The organism is Paenibacillus sp. ACRSA, from assembly GCF_022346845.1.
Classification (GTDB): domain Bacteria; phylum Bacillota; class Bacilli; order Paenibacillales; family Paenibacillaceae; genus Paenibacillus.
On sequence record NZ_JAKRNP010000003.1, the window covers coordinates 781,438 to 797,443 of the forward strand.

At 45.0% G+C, this 16,006-nt stretch carries 14 protein-coding genes; 6 read left to right on the forward strand and 8 right to left on the reverse strand.

Annotation, left to right across the window (positions count from 1 at the left end):
• Positions 1 to 52: 52 nt before the first annotated feature.
• The gene (pbp4, locus tag MH215_RS12985; RefSeq protein ID WP_239290677.1) at positions 53 to 2,164 is read right to left on the reverse strand and encodes a penicillin-binding protein PBP4(5); all 2,112 of its coding nucleotides are present in this window, start codon (positions 2,162 to 2,164) and stop codon (positions 53 to 55) included.
• Between the two features lie 147 nt (positions 2,165 to 2,311).
• Here pbp4 and MH215_RS12990 point away from each other — a divergent pair, with 147 nt between their 5' ends.
• Positions 2,312 to 2,716, forward strand: a complete 405-nt coding sequence (locus MH215_RS12990; protein WP_056692743.1) for a CBS domain-containing protein — start codon at positions 2,312 to 2,314, stop codon at positions 2,714 to 2,716.
• A 196-nt stretch (positions 2,717 to 2,912) separates the two neighbouring features.
• Here the strand turns inward: MH215_RS12990 and MH215_RS12995 are convergent, their stop codons facing one another.
• Complete coding sequence (locus tag MH215_RS12995) at positions 2,913 to 3,362, reverse strand: hypothetical protein (protein ID WP_239290678.1); 450 nt, start codon at positions 3,360 to 3,362, stop codon at positions 2,913 to 2,915.
• Positions 3,363 to 3,404: 42 nt separating this feature from the next.
• The gene (locus tag MH215_RS13000) at positions 3,405 to 3,878 is read right to left on the reverse strand and encodes a GyrI-like domain-containing protein (RefSeq protein WP_239290679.1); all 474 of its coding nucleotides are present in this window, start codon (positions 3,876 to 3,878) and stop codon (positions 3,405 to 3,407) included.
• Between the two features lie 147 nt (positions 3,879 to 4,025).
• Here MH215_RS13000 and MH215_RS13005 point away from each other — a divergent pair, with 147 nt between their 5' ends.
• Positions 4,026 to 4,631, forward strand: a complete 606-nt coding sequence (locus MH215_RS13005; RefSeq protein ID WP_239290680.1) for a hypothetical protein — start codon at positions 4,026 to 4,028, stop codon at positions 4,629 to 4,631.
• A gap of 200 nt (positions 4,632 to 4,831) precedes the next feature.
• Here MH215_RS13005 and MH215_RS13010 read toward each other — a convergent pair whose 3' ends face one another.
• Positions 4,832 to 5,818, reverse strand: coding sequence for a phosphotransferase enzyme family protein (locus MH215_RS13010; protein ID WP_239290681.1), 987 nt, complete (start codon positions 5,816 to 5,818; stop codon positions 4,832 to 4,834).
• A gap of 692 nt (positions 5,819 to 6,510) precedes the next feature.
• Between MH215_RS13010 and MH215_RS13015 the strand changes: the two genes are divergently transcribed.
• Positions 6,511 to 7,920 (forward strand): CAP domain-containing protein, encoded by a 1,410-nt coding sequence (locus MH215_RS13015; RefSeq protein ID WP_239290682.1) that lies wholly within the window; start codon positions 6,511 to 6,513, stop codon positions 7,918 to 7,920.
• Positions 7,921 to 8,286: 366 nt separating this feature from the next.
• Here the strand turns inward: MH215_RS13015 and MH215_RS13020 are convergent, their stop codons facing one another.
• The 3 genes from MH215_RS13020 to MH215_RS13030 are packed head-to-tail and all read right to left on the reverse strand — an operon-like array spanning position 8,287 to position 9,953.
• Complete coding sequence (locus tag MH215_RS13020) at positions 8,287 to 8,817, reverse strand: isochorismatase family protein (RefSeq protein ID WP_239290683.1); 531 nt, start codon at positions 8,815 to 8,817, stop codon at positions 8,287 to 8,289.
• A gap of 26 nt (positions 8,818 to 8,843) precedes the next feature.
• Entirely contained in the window at positions 8,844 to 9,233 is a 390-nt protein-coding gene (locus MH215_RS13025; protein ID WP_239290837.1) for an iron chaperone, read from the reverse strand.
• 60 nt (positions 9,234 to 9,293) lie between these two features.
• The gene (locus MH215_RS13030) at positions 9,294 to 9,953 is read right to left on the reverse strand and encodes a M48 family metallopeptidase (protein ID WP_481857435.1); all 660 of its coding nucleotides are present in this window, start codon (positions 9,951 to 9,953) and stop codon (positions 9,294 to 9,296) included.
• 236 nt (positions 9,954 to 10,189) lie between these two features.
• Here MH215_RS13030 and MH215_RS13035 point away from each other — a divergent pair, with 236 nt between their 5' ends.
• Together MH215_RS13035 and MH215_RS13040 are read left to right on the forward strand one after the other, a co-directional pair.
• Positions 10,190 to 10,951: a GNAT family N-acetyltransferase gene (locus MH215_RS13035; RefSeq protein ID WP_239290686.1), complete on the forward strand. Its 762-nt coding sequence runs from the start codon at positions 10,190 to 10,192 to the stop codon at positions 10,949 to 10,951.
• Between the two features lie 314 nt (positions 10,952 to 11,265).
• Positions 11,266 to 13,767: a transglutaminase domain-containing protein gene (locus MH215_RS13040; RefSeq protein WP_239290687.1), complete on the forward strand. Its 2,502-nt coding sequence runs from the start codon at positions 11,266 to 11,268 to the stop codon at positions 13,765 to 13,767.
• Positions 13,768 to 13,902: 135 nt separating this feature from the next.
• Here the strand turns inward: MH215_RS13040 and MH215_RS13045 are convergent, their stop codons facing one another.
• Positions 13,903 to 14,805 (reverse strand): SDR family oxidoreductase, encoded by a 903-nt coding sequence (locus MH215_RS13045; RefSeq protein WP_239290688.1) that lies wholly within the window; start codon positions 14,803 to 14,805, stop codon positions 13,903 to 13,905.
• Positions 14,806 to 14,987: 182 nt separating this feature from the next.
• Between MH215_RS13045 and MH215_RS13050 the strand changes: the two genes are divergently transcribed.
• Complete coding sequence (locus tag MH215_RS13050; RefSeq protein ID WP_239290689.1) at positions 14,988 to 15,971, forward strand: MerR family transcriptional regulator; 984 nt, start codon at positions 14,988 to 14,990, stop codon at positions 15,969 to 15,971.
• The last annotated feature ends 35 nt before the right edge of the window (positions 15,972 to 16,006 follow it).

Here is a 16,006-nt window from a genome sequence, read left to right on the forward strand (position 1 = left end):
GCCCACCAGACCTTTGGCAACGCAATCGGGTCTAGTGGGCTGTTATATATTATCATGATGCGGGTACGTTCAATTTCTCCAGAAACGGCTCTAGTTTATCCACGACATAATGACTTCCGCCACGGCCGTTCACTTGTTCAATGACCGCAGAGATGAGGAAGGAGGGGGATTCGGTATCAAACACCACGACAAATCCGTTCTCTTGTCCTTTCTCTCCCTTCTTTGCTTTTAATTCAGCGGTTCCCGTCTTAGCGGCTAATGCACCTGGAAGCGGATTAAGGGAATGAGCTGTTCCACCTGAACGGGTGACGACTTGACCGAGTGCATCCTTAACCGTAGCTGCGACATTAGGTGTGATGATCACCTCGGGCTCAGACGTTTCTTTGCCTACAATCAGTACAGGCTTCACCATTTTCCCTTCATTAATAAAGGGCGTAAACGAAGTTGCTAGATGGATCGGAGACATTAACATCTCTCCTTGACCGTAGGACGTATCAGCGAGAAGTACCTCTGATGCGAGATCGAGATGTGCCTCATTCGCATACTGACTTGGCTTCAAGTACAATTCGTCCAATCCGAAGTTATCACCGAATCCAAACTTTTGAATACCTTCGATAAATTTGGCACTGCCCATCTCAATGGCTTCTTGGGCAAAGTAGATATTGTCTGAATATACCAAGGCATCGACCATATTTACAGGTGATACACTCTTCACACGTTTCACATAATAACCACCCCAGCTCTCATCCTTACGCCATTGTAAACCAGGGATATCATGTTCTTTATCCGCAGTAGTTACGTTCTCCATGAGTCCTGCTGCTGCTGTGATTGCTTTGAAGGTTGACCCTGGTGCATAACGATTCGTGAATCGATTGATAAAAGGTAGCCCTTCATCAGCGGAATATGCATCCCACTCTGCCTGCGTAAGACCTGTAACCATTTTATTTGGATCATAGGCTGGTGCACTAACCATAGCAAGTAGATGGCCATCTGTCGGGTTCATCAGCACCATCGCTCCGGCATCTCCACCGCTGGAAAGGGTCTGATACAATTTTTGCTGTGTTTGCGCATCAATGGTCAGCTGCACATCTTGTCCATCAACTGCATCATGGCGAATTAGCTCAGAGCGGACATTGCCTAGTTCATCCGTAATCTCAATCAAGCCACCTCGCTCGCCGCGAAGTTGTTTCTCCATTGATTGCTCCAGACCGGCTTTACCAATCCAGTCCTCAGCCCGGTAATAACCCTCGGTATCTTTCTCCAGATCCTCTTTTGTCACTTTACGCACATAACCAACCAGATGAGCAGCCGCTTCACCCAGCGGGTAGTATCGAATCGTCTTGGATTGCAGCTTCACGCCATTTAGCCCGTCAGGCACCATGGATTCATCGGTCGTAGCAATCGGTACAAAATATTCTGGCTTCACCCACTTCTGGGCTAATGCTGTATTAATGGCATCTTCAGATACCTTGTAATGCTGAGCAATCTGGGCAATCTTAGCCTCCGGGCTCTCGCCTAGCTCTCCTGGTACGATGCCCCATTCATTGACCGACCCTTTTGTCGCAAGAGGCATTCCTTCATGATCTACAATGTTGCCACGTTCCGGAAATAGTGTCCGGACTCTCACCTTACTGCCTTTAACCATATCTTTGAGAATCATCGACGGCTGCCAATCAATCCGCCAGACTTTGGTGCCATCCTCAAGCTCTTGTCTGACAAGCTTCAAGGACTGGGTCTCGTTCACGTCGCCAAGCAAGGTTGTCAACTGCAGATTATAGTCCACTTCGTAGATGTCAGGGTTGGGTGCGTCGGCACTTGCTTCTCCACTTGCTCCTGATTCTGATTCATTGGAATCCGCTGTCGTTTCGGTGGCCTGTGGCTTCACTTCTGCCTTGACCTCGGATACCTCCATGCCGGAGTAGATTGCGTTATACTTTTCCACGAACTGTTCTCTACTCAGTCCAGACTCATCCAGTGAAGCAGGCGTCATCATCGTATATAGCTGATCGAATTCCTTCTTCTGCAAATGGTCTATGTACTGTGTTACAGTGGCCTCTGGCTTCGCTTCTTCAGCTTTGCTGTTCTGCATATATAGGTACATTCCAACTCCACCCGCAAACAAGATCGGAAGTAGTCCGTACAAAATTTTATGTTTCTTTTTCATGGTCATATCACCTCTACAATATACTATAGATTTCCAAGCTCATTTAAACAATGGCACAAATCTGACGATTTTATCATAAAAAATAGCCGAATACTCACATAATATGTTTAAATAAGGAGAGTGAAATTACTGCAAAGGAGCCCGATGATGGAAATCAGCTATTTTTTACTCCCCAAAGCCGAAGTGGCCTATATCAAGTCCTCCGCTTCCATGAAGGATGCGATCGAGCAGCTTGAAGCGCAGCATTATACTGCCATACCCGTAATTGATCAGGATGGAAAATATGTTGCTACCCTGTCCGAAGGTGACTTGTTATGGAAAATGCGAAGTACGCCTGGATTGACTTTTGATAATATGGATCAGGTTGAGGTACATGAGATTAACAACCGTGTGTACAATGAATGCGTATACATTGAGGCCGAGATGGAGGATATGCTGACATTGGCAGCCGATCAAAATTTCGTACCTGTTGTTGATGTAGATCGTGTGTTCCTCGGCATCATCCGCCGCAAAGACATTATCGAATACTATACGCGCAACATCTCTGATTAGAGCAATACCACTTGCCCGCTGCACACTACATAGCACCAAGCTAAGCCGTTGTACAGAGGTGAAACAAATAAGGCGAGCCAAGGCTCGTCTTTTTTGCATGATTTCTGGCTATGACACTTGGGTATGTCACTAGGCTAGGTCGTAACTTGCTCTCCGCTGAGATTCACTTCAATTTCACTTCAATATTATCGTTCCTTCATTGCGTAGGTTCCTCATTGAGCTTGAAATACCATTCTAGAAATACGTTGAAATTCGACCATTGCGGTGTACTCTCTCCCCGAAGGAAACGCTCAATCGATTCGCCTAGCTCAACCAAAATGACTTCCCCCGTCACTCGATTATAAAAGAACCCACCTTCACCCTCGAAGCTATCCAGCGGGATATAAGCATCCGGCAGCCCTAACGTCAGTTGAGCCATAGTAATGTCTTCCATATAAACGGTATTCACCATAAACCAACAAATCTGATATAGCTCCTGATTTCTACTATAGAATGTAGGCCCATCCTCAGCATGCAAATAAAATTGCGCAAAATCGGACTCCAGAGCAATACCCAGTTTCCGTAATGCTTCTTCATAATCTGCCGGGACATCTTCATGCCACCAGCCTTGATCCTCACAATACTCCATTACCCGAGTTGATAACATGATACGCCTCCTAATGATTGAGCCTTTTAGAAATTAACCCATCTACGACTTTACTGGGATCCACACTTGAGGCGGAGCACCTTCACCACTGTATACTTCAAGCTCTGGAATGCCTGCATGCTCATAAGAGCCTGTAGGCAACCATTCAGACATAATATATTTCCACAAGCGCTGTATCGCTTCTGGCGCAAGTTCATCTGCTTCAAATACAACCCATTTCACTGCGGGAAGCTCTATTCCATACATGCCTGCTGGGATTTCATCCGAATGAGAGGTAGCAATCCAGTACTCCATTTGCCCATCATGCAATTGTCTCTGATCTACACAGATACCCACCAAACCAGCGATTATCCCGTTATTCAGCTCGCTCAAACGATCCTCAATTCCTTCAGCCAGAGCTTCTTGCCACATTAGGGGAATGCCTCTAAGATTCTCACCGTCTACGCAAGAGAAGGTTCGTTTGATCCCAACAAAATGAAGAGCCTGCTGCTCAATAACGTTATACTTTACATTCATCACAAATTCCCCTCTCCAATTCGCGCGCTCGTGTCTTCCTCCAGGATGATCTATAACTACTCTATCAAAAGAATCTATCGAATGGAAATACGCAACCTTTCCTGCCGCCGTTCGTCTAATCACTAATTACGGAATAAGGAGATGACTATGCGGATAACTTGTGAAGCTGGTACTGGATTTACGATTGGAATGATTGCACTTCAACCAGAGACACTGGACGTAGACTGCTCCAGCAGCCAGATCACCAATGTGGTTGATCCTGAACGAATCGCCATCCCCTACGTGGAAGATGAAGAATACGGCGCGTGCTTCGACACAATGAGCATGATGGAAGGCACCTATCAAGAGGAATTTGGGAAGAGTTATGATGTTGAATTTACCATTGATGTGGACAAGAATGGGTACATTACAGAGTTTGAGCATACGTTCCCACTGGAGCGTTATATTGACCTGGTACAGACACAATCCTATCAAGTAATCCGTACGAATTGGCGTGGTAGGACATTTCACGTAATGACTTACGGATACGCTGAAGAAGTGCGCAATCCAAACAATGTCATTTATCGATGTACGAATGAAGAAGACGTATTTGTAGTAGGCGAGATTGTTCCTTACTCCACTACTTCAACCACAGGTCAGCGCTACGGTATGCTTCATTTTCGTGCCTTAATCTCTGCCAGGGATGATCTCTATCCCCTTAGCTACATGCGTAAACCCGATTTCGATCTAACCATTCATGCTTCGGAATCATAGTTTGGCGGTACATAATATGAAGAGCGCTAGGTTCCCTCTGACGTGGGTTAACCTGCGCTCTTTGATGATAGTGAAGCATAATGTCCCTTTGGCATGTTGCTTATGAGTGCTGCTTGTGGGTGCTATCAGGTGCTATTTGCACGATTTGAACTCTGATAAGGTTTACGTCATACTACGTACGCATTGCAGCTCATACAACTCTACGACAGCGGTTGACCGAATAGCTTCGCTTTGGCTATCCTTGCCTCTTCCAGCTTCGCTCTTAATTCACACATCCACTCAGGCTCATGCGCCCATTGCTGCGAGGTAGATCGAAGTATTCGTACATAGCCGTACAGGTTGGAGAAGCGGCGACATGCCGGAAACATCGTCTCCATATCAACCGTTTCTTCGGATACAGACCAGTATCCTTGCATAAAGAATTGTTTCATCTGCTCCCAGTGCTCTGGTTCAATCTCCTCCTGTAGACTATCCAATGACTGCTGCACATCCATCGCATACCAGTGAACCATAGCATCATCGAAATCAATGGCATAAAATGCATGTTCCGCCTGATCATAAAATACATTATCCAGTTCAAAATCATAATGAATGAGACCAAAGTTCTGCTTCGTAACAGGCCATGAGGCTAATACCGTCCGTACAGCATCCACCTCGTTCAGAGCCTCTGTCTCATCAGGAAAACCTGCTAACACACCTTGCATCCAGTCCAGCACTTCTGTATAAGTCCAGCGAACCGTATGCTCAGGCGCATATTGACGGGACACGTTGTGCAGCTCGCCTAACGCCTGACCATAACCGTGAACAATCGTCTCATCCAGATCAACACGAGCCAGCGAAATCCCTGGAACCCGCTTGAACACCGATGCATAATAGGCTCCCCACGGTGTATGAACCTGAACAAGCTCCTCCCCGGTATGTGCTGGAACAGCCTCTAGCGCTCCATATTGCTGTCGATGAAGCTCATGCAGGAATGCTAATTCGGCTTCTATATTCGATTTATCCTTTTCGTCCACAGGTGCAAAACGCAGCAATCGAACCTCATCTTGAAACCGGAACGGGTACACCGCATTCGACGATATCCGGTAATGTCGGAACATATCCAGCGACTCTGCGTCATAGTCCCATTGCTTCAATATCATCTCAGCCAGATCATGATTGTGGAATAAATATTTTAATTTTAACATAGGCATCGAGCTCCTCATTATTTGATTTCGTTAATACTTCTCCGGTTTGCCTGATAAAAGAAATGATTCCCAGCAGCTATTGCCTGCAATGGATCGTTCCCTTGACCCGCCGCCGGGTTAAATGGCTGTTTTGGCGCGCAAAAAACCGCAGGCTATGCCTGCGGCTTTTAAAATTCGTGGTGTACGAGAAGAAGTGCATAAGCAAATAAACCTCGTGATCACCAGGAAAAAATGCAGTTATATCCCTATGGTCAGCAGCCATCGAATGGTATCCTGAGCAGCATATTGCCGCGCCTACCCCCGATGTCTGCCATATCTATTCAGTTCATAATCACCTTAATGGTTGTAGTCATTGCGTTCATCTTAGCCCGTCGTTTCATGACGCTCACTCCCTTCGAGAAACAGAGTTATTTCTATATTAATCCATATATTTCATGTAAGCAATTACAAAATTGCCTCACCACTTCACGCTTACCATATAACATCCACAAACATCAGAAAGAGTTGATCACAATCCGCTCTACCTTCTCCGTGTTGTCTTGGTACCAGATCATGATGGAGTATTATAAGGTCTCTAACTGAAAAATCGCTGAATTCAAGGAGAGCAAAGCTAACGAAAGATACCTCCACTGTCGATAATAACCATTGGATACATAATATTAAAATTTATAATTAAAAAAGGAGATTGAAACATGTTTAATGGAAAACGCTACATCCGTTCGTTATTAGCAGTACCTTTAGCTGGTCTACTACTCGTTTTGCTTGCATCCCAGCAGGCTTCGGCAGCTCCCATCGACAGTTTGTTACCTGAGCGGAGCGAGCAAGAAATTACTCAGAAGTGGAATGAATGGATGAGTGAGAAAGATAAATCAGTTACGTTCACCGAGACACCTTCCGCTATGGCTCCTTATATTGCGGGGAAAATTAGTGATGCTTCCTTAGAGCACGCTCTGAATGCAGCTAACTTTTATCGTTTCCTGTCAGGACTCGAAGGAGATCTCGTTCTAGATGCTACGCTCAATCAACAAGCACAACATGGTGCAGTCGTTATTTCTACATCGGCGCTGTCGCATTACCCACCTCAACCGGCGGACATGCCAAAGGACTTTTACGACTTAGGTGCCAAGTCGGCATCAAGTTCCAACCTGTTTGCAGCCTACAGCTCCAGAGGGAACGTCGCGGTCAACAGTGTTGAAGCTTATATGGATGATTCAGATGCGAGCAACATTGCTGCACTAGGTCATCGGCGCTGGATTTTGAGCACACAATTGAAGAAGACTGGATTCGGTGTTGCGTACCGTGATAACAAGTCATATGCCAACCAGTTCAGTACCATGCAGGTTCTCGATACCAGCCGTGCGGAAAAGGTAAACTATAATTACACCTTGTATCCGAATAAAGGGGATTTCCCGATTGAAGCGTTCAAAAGCTCTCAAGCTTGGTCCGTACAACTGAACCCCGATGTCTTCGCAAAGCCTTCCCAATCGAATGTGCGAGTTGAGGTTGTTCGTTCATCAGATCAACGGACGTGGGTATTAGGAGCCAACCATAAGAACAGCACTGACCCTTCAGGGGCATACTTTAATGTAAATAACGATTCTTATGCATACAATTACGCTATCATTTTCCGTCCAGATCAGATCCAGTCTTTGAAAGAAAATGACACGTTTAACATCCGAATCACAGGTCTGAAGAAGAAAGACGGCTCCAATGCCGAGATTTCGTATCAAACCCGATTCTTCTCTGTAAATAAGACACAACCGAATCCGGGAGTAGACCCCGGTACACAGGAACCAGATCCCCAAGATATCTTGGATAATTTCCTAGTTAAATTTGAATACACAGCAGACCGTACGTTAAAGATTAATGGGACACTGTTGAAATACGCTAACCAAAGCTTCACCTTCCAGATCTATGGGCCATCACCTGATGAGAGCCATATCAGAACAGTCACTGTAAATGTAGATGCACGTGGTAGATTCGGTCTTACACTGCCTAACCTGTCCGCTTCCGATCTCAACATTTACATGAAGGTCAGCGATGATATTACCTATCTCATTACAGCGGCTGGCAACTCAAACGTGACCTACTATATTAATTAACTAGATTCAACTGTAACTGTTTACACGAACCACTCCGATGACAGAACAACGCTCCGATCGCTGTTATCCCCAGATTCTATTGATCCCCTTCTCTAAAAGGGAAAAATCCGGTGATAACATATGCTTTCGATGTAGCTTTCTTTCAGAAAGCTTTCAGCCGAACGCTACGCTTTTTCACGTTATTTCTGTCCTCTCCGTTCTTGTGTAAATATATAGTTCAATCTAAAACTCAGATTAAATAGTATCCACAACAACAAAAACAGTCGGAAAGCCTTGAAAGGCATTTCCGACTGTTTTCTTGTACAGATTTATTTCCATTCTATCAGGGATCAGGAATCTGTGGCAGAAATCTTTTTATAGATAAACTTAGGTGTATATTTCCTTGAACTCATCCACATATAACACTTCAATACACCCAGACCAATTGAGAATCGAGCCGACAAAGTCCTGAATGTCTAATCCCTTCATCTCATACGTCTCCTCGTTGTTGACAGTACCCGTCGCATCTTCGATCAAGGTCACCTGGAAACCCTCATGCTCCGCTGTAATTGCTGTGAACAGACAACAGTATTCCGTATTGAACCCTACAATAAATACATGCTCAATGTGCCGTTCTACCATCCATGTCTTTAACTCCGAGTTGCTGAACGCACTTGGCTTGCTCTTCTCCAGCACAGGATGCAGCTTCGTATCGAGCACAATCTCTAGATTGGCACGCTCCTTATAGTACAAAGACGAATCCTCTTGCTCGTAATCTACATGCTTCATATATACAATTGGCCAGTCTCGTTCCTCAAACTCGGCAATGACAGATTGAATCTTGGCAACTGGTTCTGATACATCACGCAAACGTACAATACCCTGCTGCACATCCAGCACAATTAAAGCCTTATTCATCTAAACTCTCCTTTGATCAGGTCGGTTTATTTCTTCTTCTGCTTCTTCGTTGCTGCCTTCTCCACGTTCTCTTTCACCCGGAATTCGACGATTCGCCGGATCAACTCTTCGGGTAACGGCTGATTGTGCGGGAACTGAACCGATCCCTTCGCTCCCTTGAATGTGGAGAGTTCCTCTTGAAACGCAATGATCCCACTAGGAGCCGGATAGAACCCAATATGATGTTGATATGCAGCAAAATGAACCAAATTTCCATGCTGTGCATACGTGGGCATCTTGTAACTGATCTTCTCTTCTGCATTCGGGGCTGTTTCCCGTATCATCTGCCTTAAAGCTTGAAGTCGTGTCTGCACCTCAGGTGCAAATCCCATAATGTATTCATCCACCTGCACAGAAAAGGGGGTACTATCTGGCATCATTAACTCCTTCCACCACAGAGTAAACCTCGTGGTACGGGTATTTGGATTCATTGTAATTTACAACGTCATAGCTCGTCCATGTCTCATTAGGTAGTCTTCCTTCGATTTGTAATCAGGCATGATGCTGCCGACACGACGCCAGAACGAGCGGTCATGATTCATATGATGAATGTGACAGAGCTCATGGATAATGACATAGTCAATAACTTCATACGGTGCCATAGCTAAACGATAGTTAAAGGTAAGCTTTTTGTCCCAGCTACAGCTCCCCCACTTCGTGGCTGATTCCACAATGTCTACAGACTTCGGCTTCACCTTAAGCTCCTGTTGATAGCGACCGATGCGCTCCCCAATTACCCGTTTACACTCAGCAAAGTAGAACTTCTTAAGGGTCGCTCTCAGCTCATCCTCCCCTAATCCTTCGACAGGAATTAGTTCATGCAGAGCATGCTCTTTACCAAAATGTAAAAATGCTCCCTTGCCCTCTTGCTCGTACTCCTTAGCCTGAGGGCCTTCCAGTGCCTGCTGCATAAGCGCCGACTTTGTGAGGATGACCTCTCCGTGCTGCTTCACGAGTGCTGTTAACGCCTCTTCACTAGTGCCATTAGGTGCCTTAATCGTAACCATGTAGGGCAAGTCCATCGTGATGGAAGCTTTTTTTCGTTTGCCATATTCGATATGACATGTAATGATCTGTCCCTGGATCTCTATAGTAATCATGTTGTACTCCATTTCTGCAACTTAAGCTGTATGCTAATGCTTGTTTACTGATGTAATTTCTTATTTATCCTAACTTTTTATTGCTGCATTTTACTCTATCCTACAAATTGTATACCAATAATCAAATGTTTAACATCCGAATAACTCCAATTGAATTTTTATTCATTTATATGTATTATTATTAAATTAAAATCTTACATATACTTGATCATTACACTGGGAGGATGAACAAAATGTATGCAATAGAGTATACGTATCGGCATATTGAAGAACTGACGCTTAACCACTGGCAGCCTTTATCAACCTCACTGTATGACGGATGGGTGCTGCGTTTTGCCAAAGGGTATACAAAGCGAGCCAACTCAGTTCAAGCGCTCTACCCTTCTACCCTGGATGTACATGAGAAAATCACGGCCTGTGAGCAATTCTATACGTCTAACCAGTTAAGTACTATTTTCAAAATTACACCGTTTGTTCAGCCAGAAGAATTGGATCAGCTTTTGCAGGATAAAGGTTATGTCGTCATAGATCGTACCCTTGTACAGCTTCGACGTCTTGAGGATCTGAAAGCTCCTGAGCATCTGGAGGTACATATCAACGAACAGTTAACTGACGAATGGTTACATCATTTCTGTCGTTTGAATGCGGTCAACGAAGAATCCAAGGAAACGATGACACAGATGCTCTTAAATATTCCTGCAAAGACGGCATTCATCACTCTGTCTGTTGATGGGCTCGTGGCGGCCTGCGGACTTGGCGTGGTTGAGCGGGGAGTCGTTGGACTGCATGACATCATTACAGATATAACCTACCGTAATCGCGGCCTTGCGGAACAGATGATTCTGCATCTGTTGCACTGGGGTAAAAGTCATGGTGCTGTTTCAAGCTATCTGCAAGTGGTCGAAAACAATGCCCCCGCACGACGGCTATATGCAAAATTGGGTTATACCCATGCCTATACGTATTGGTATCGGATTAAGAAATACATACCATAAAGTTCCATCGTGTTGGAGTAATCGATTCAAAGCCAACAAGGGTCTCTCTTATTAAATAAGAAAGGCCCTTTTGCGTTTTCCTAGGTCTATGAACCCCCTACACTTCCTTGACAATAAGCTAATATGACCATAAACTAGCAAAGATATTAGGGAATTAATAGGAGGTTTAAGTGGTAAGAGGATTCTGAACGAGTTTTACCCATCTATGTTCATCTTCGGATGAAAGCTTCTTAGTATTTAGAATGTAGATAGAATCTTATGTAGCGCGACCAAGACAAACGTAGAAAATCAGAACAAGTAGAAAGCGGTGTACCATGAAACGATTATTTTTCATTATGTTCGCTCTTACCCTGATGCTGGCTGGTTGCCAGAGTAATGATCAAGAGAGCAGTCCATCCGAGAATGAACCTACCGAATTACAGCAAGGCTCCAGCATTTTAAGCTTAAAAGAAAAGTATGGCTCGGCATCCGACAAAGCCATTATGCCCATGTACAATGTAGCACAGGATGAAGAATTTACGTTTAAGTTTAGAGCAGATATGAGCCAATCGAGATTGTCTTCCGATGATATTATTTCTGTACATACCGATATTAAAGGACTTAAAGCCAGTAAAGTCTATGCTCTTCCTGAGATCAACGGAGACAGCGTATCCATCAAACCGCTGGGCTGGGGTGTATTAAGTTCTGAAGCAATGATGACTACTGGAGAAAGTGGTTGGGGTGGCGCTCCGATCTATTACATCCGTCTGAACTATGATCCAGATGCGGAGAAGATTACTTTGCTGGATCAACCACTCATTATCCCTTTTACGGTGAAATCGGAGTTACCTGTTCCTAAACTGAATTATGTTATCGATAAAGATAGACGATTCTCTTTGGTATGGGACAAGGTTGACGGTGCGGCCCAATATAAAATTTATAAACGGATCGACCGCAGTAGAGTTTTTGATCCATACAACCTTCCTCTGCAAGGTGCAGAAGAGGCTTATAGTGATAGTAATCCTTTGGTTATCGCAACGACAACCGAAACGACCTTTAACGATTTTATGAAAGATGGACAAGGCGGCCTTAGTATACATAATGACATGATTACAACGCATCAAAATTTCGGCATTCAGGGCGAGTACTACGTAACTGCACTCGGTGAAGGCAAAGAATCTAATTTTAGTAACGGCGTTGCCACAGCTCCACTCGCATCGCAGTTACCGTCAGAGTTGAAAGAACAACTCTATCTCCATAAATATAGCGGCGTTACCGGACTACCTCAGAAAATAACGGTAGAGTACAATGATGGCACACTAGCCCGTGAAACGCTTGTCTATGATACAGCTAATGTGAAAATTTCAGAGTTCAATGAAACCGAAATTCCTTTTCACATCAAAGGAACGGCACTTAAAAGCTACGTACGCGTAGAGAATGTTACTCAAGAGGATCTAGACAAGCTTACACAGCAGCGTGTGGCAGATTCCAGCAATGGATTGGTTGAACCCAGAAATGATACACCTTATGTACCTGCACCTGATGTACCAACGATTATCAATAATCATGAGACACCCGCTGTAGAGGATAATGCAGACTCTTCAGCAGCGACAACAACGGAATCCAATGACAGCACGGATGAAAGCTCCAATGAACCGGCAAATGAATCTACTGGTGATACTTCAAATGAGTCAGTTGCTCCAGATACAGATAAAGGTACTGAGACAGATACTCAGACAGACTCCCAGCAAAACCTTGTAGATGAGCAAAAGTCCAATACCGAGCAAAATGTTGAACAAGGCAATCAGGAGATCGTGCCGGAGCCCGCTACCGGTGATGATTTCATCAATGCAGATTCTGCACTTGAGGAAGTTTTAGCTAAAAATATGATTGCCGCTCAAGACAAAATCTCACTGAAAGCTTTTCCTGAAGCCCAGAATTTCACCACGCTCTCGGATGTCGTCTTGAAAGTAATGTACCAGAACCCGCTGATTCTTGGGGTTGAAGGCTTCGAATACAACTACGGTACACTTACCCTGTCCATTTATTACGAAGAATCGGCGGCGGATATTCAGAGAAAACAGAGCGAAATCATCACAAAAGCCAAAGAGGTTGTTGCTTCCATTATCAAACAAGGCATGAGCGATGACGAGAAGCGCAAAGCGATCTATGATTATCTCAATGACAATGCAACTTATGATAATGCCGCGCTGGAAAATGCGGAGCAGAACAATTTCAAGCAAGTGGATGCACAGTTTAATGACTCGTTTACCACGTACGGTATTTTGGTGAAAGGTGTAGGCGTCTGTGCAAGTTACGCTTCCGTATACAAGCTGCTTTCAGACCTTTCAGACTTGGAAAGTATCGTTGTCACTGGAACTTCCAGCGGGGTGCCTCATGCATGGAACAAGGTCAAGATTGGAGACGAATGGTTACACGTTGATGCAACCAATAACCTGACCAACTCCGGAATTCCTTATTTCCTATACAATGCCAATGATGAAACGGCTCAGAGTCAGAAGACGATCGCAGATAAAGACTATTGGCTGGATTCCGAGCTGGATCTGTTCAAAGGCGAAAGTGACGCCAACGATTATTATGTACAGAACAACCTTGAGGTCGCATCCATTAGCGAATATAAAACCAAGGCCGAGACAGAGTTGAAAAAAGGGGAGACATCTGTCATCCTTCGGTTTGCTTCACCTGTTAACTCAGATGAACTGATGACAGCCGCTGGTGAGGCGCTCGCTGCAGTGGACGAATCACTGCTGAATACGGCACAGCTTGCCACCCTCGGCAGCTATGCTATTCTGGAATCTAAGCCAGAACAGAAATAGTTCAAGTTCTAACCTAACACGCGACAGACAAAACGGGACAACGCAGCTTACCACTGCATTGTCCCGTTTTCTTTTTTAAACCTATGAGACGTAACGTCCCCAAATAATCGTTTATCTGTACAATACATGCTACGGTTACGGACTCACTGTACCGCCATTGGCATTCAAGGTCTCTCCGCTCACATAGCTGGATTCCTGGCTCGCGAGAAATACGTATGCTGGAGCCATCTCAACAGGTTGTCCCGGACGACCCAGCGGTGTATTGTTGCCGAATTCAGCCAACTTCTCTACAGGTTGTCCACCGACAATCTGAAGCGGTGTCCACACTGGCCCTGGCGCGACAACATTCACACGAATGCCTTTGCTACCAACTTGTTGAGCAAGTGCTTTGCTGAAGGTATTGATCGAAGCCTTCGTAGTCGCATAGTCCAACAGAATCGGTGACGGACTGTATGCTTGAATCGACGATGTATTAATGATCGAACCACCTGGCTTCATATGTTTCACGGCTGCTTTGCAGAGCCAGAACATGGAATACACATTGGTTTTGAACGTCGCATCGAATTGTTCAGTTGTCAGGTCTGCAATCTGCTCGACAAACTGCTGCTTCCCTGCCACATTAGCCAGAATGTCTATGCCGCCTAGTTCTTTGACCGCAGTTTCAATCAACTTCTCGCAGTATTTCTCATCCTTTAGATCACCTGGAACAGCAATAGCTCTTCGGCCAGCTTCCTCGATTAATTGCACGACTTCCTTCGCATCCGCTTCTTCCTCCGGCAGATAGGAGAGTACCACATCTGCACCTTCACGAGCATATGCAATCGCCGCTGCCCGACCGATCCCGCTGTCCGCACCAGTAACGACCGCTTTACGACCTGTCAGCCGACCGCTGCCTTTATATGTTTTCTCACCGCAATCCGGAACAGGGGTCATCTTACGCTGTAATCCCGGCTCTTCCTGCTGTTGTTTCCACTCCTGTGTAGCCTTCGGATATTGTGTAGTCGGATCTTGTATGGTGTGTTGGTCTTGGTTTGCCATCGTCAATTTCCTCCTCGGTTATTATCGTTTAATTTGATATAGGTTGTTATAAAAGTCTCACTCCTTCCTTTGTAACCGAGATGGACAAAGTTTAAACTGAGCATTCCTATTTACCATATGCTCCTACAGATAAATCTCCAAGAACTTGAACCTGTATAATGGATCTTGAGGTGAACTTCATTATGCAACAACAGACGACATATTCCATAGGTGAAGCGGCCAAGATGATTGGATCTACGGTCAAAACAATTCGGTATTATGATGAAATTGCACTGCTCCAGCCGTCCCAATATACAGAAGGCGGACACCGTCTCTATACACTACAAGATCTGTGGCGATTAGAACTTATCACAACGCTTCGTTATTTGAATTTTGGCATACCCGATATTCGCAAACTCATGTCCGGTGAGCTTGGTATGTCACAAGCCCTGGACTTACAGATTGAAGCGTTGGAATCCCAGGTGCATACCCTCCATTCCATGCTCTCCATTTTGCATCAAGCCAAACAATATGAAGCTGAATCCGCTCTAAGTACAGAACAATCTCTTGGTTATGTATCCAGCCTGGTCGAATCGATGAACGCCAGTGCAGCTAGACGGAAACAATTTGTCTCTGCCAAGTTAGAACAGTCTCGCTTATTGGAAAATATTCCACAGGAGTGGAGAGTCTCATTTCTTCACTTTTTCGATAAATACATCATGAAAGACACGAAGCTGTCCGCCAAACAAGACGTTGCTTGGAAAGAAATCCAAGCCTTACTCAATGATCCAGTCTATCTCGCCGATCTGGCTCGTTTGGAGCTTCCCTTCTTCACGATGGCTAACCATCCACAGGTTCAAGCTACGACTTGGGTTAAGAAAATGGAAGCGATCCATATCCGAGCCATTGAGGCGCTGGAAAACCAGTGGCCGGAAGACAGCCCGGCAGTACAATCCATCGTCTGGGATTTCGTGATGATGTACGGCAGTAGCGAACAGTCCAGTAATCCAGAGGATTTTTTTCGTAAACAGTCCCGATACATGCTTGATTCCGTCACAGAACGCATTCTACGGTTTAACAAACTATGCTCCGTCCTGAATTCTGAATGGGGTCAGTTGGTGGAATGCATTGAATTGTTACAGAGAGGAATGCGCTGGAGACTACAGCAGTTAGATCGTCCAGAGTAGGGCGATCTTACTCCTTTTTTAAAATTTGGACGGAG

Bases quoted from the DNA above. Each gene is read 5' to 3' on its own strand.
- MH215_RS13020 (WP_239290683.1), bottom strand. From the start codon at position 8,817: ATGAATAAGGCTTTAATTGTGCTGGATGTGCAGCAGGGTATTGTACGT.
- MH215_RS13010 (WP_239290681.1), bottom strand. From the start codon at position 5,818: ATGTTAAAATTAAAATATTTATTCCACAATCATGATCTGGCTGAGATG.
- MH215_RS13050 (WP_239290689.1), top strand. From the start codon at position 14,988: ATGCAACAACAGACGACATATTCCATAGGTGAAGCGGCCAAGATGATT.
- MH215_RS12995 (WP_239290678.1), bottom strand. From the start codon at position 3,362: ATGTTATCAACTCGGGTAATGGAGTATTGTGAGGATCAAGGCTGGTGG.
- MH215_RS13035 (WP_239290686.1), top strand. From the start codon at position 10,190: ATGTATGCAATAGAGTATACGTATCGGCATATTGAAGAACTGACGCTT.
- MH215_RS13005 (WP_239290680.1), top strand. From the start codon at position 4,026: ATGCGGATAACTTGTGAAGCTGGTACTGGATTTACGATTGGAATGATT.
- MH215_RS13045 (WP_239290688.1), bottom strand. From the start codon at position 14,805: ATGGCAAACCAAGACCAACACACCATACAAGATCCGACTACACAATAT.
- MH215_RS13000 (WP_239290679.1), bottom strand. From the start codon at position 3,878: ATGAATGTAAAGTATAACGTTATTGAGCAGCAGGCTCTTCATTTTGTT.
- MH215_RS13025 (WP_239290837.1), bottom strand. From the start codon at position 9,233: ATGCCAGATAGTACCCCCTTTTCTGTGCAGGTGGATGAATACATTATG.
- MH215_RS13015 (WP_239290682.1), top strand. From the start codon at position 6,511: ATGTTTAATGGAAAACGCTACATCCGTTCGTTATTAGCAGTACCTTTA.
- pbp4 (WP_239290677.1), bottom strand. From the start codon at position 2,164: ATGAAAAAGAAACATAAAATTTTGTACGGACTACTTCCGATCTTGTTT.
- MH215_RS13040 (WP_239290687.1), top strand. From the start codon at position 11,266: ATGAAACGATTATTTTTCATTATGTTCGCTCTTACCCTGATGCTGGCT.
- MH215_RS12990 (WP_056692743.1), top strand. From the start codon at position 2,312: ATGGAAATCAGCTATTTTTTACTCCCCAAAGCCGAAGTGGCCTATATC.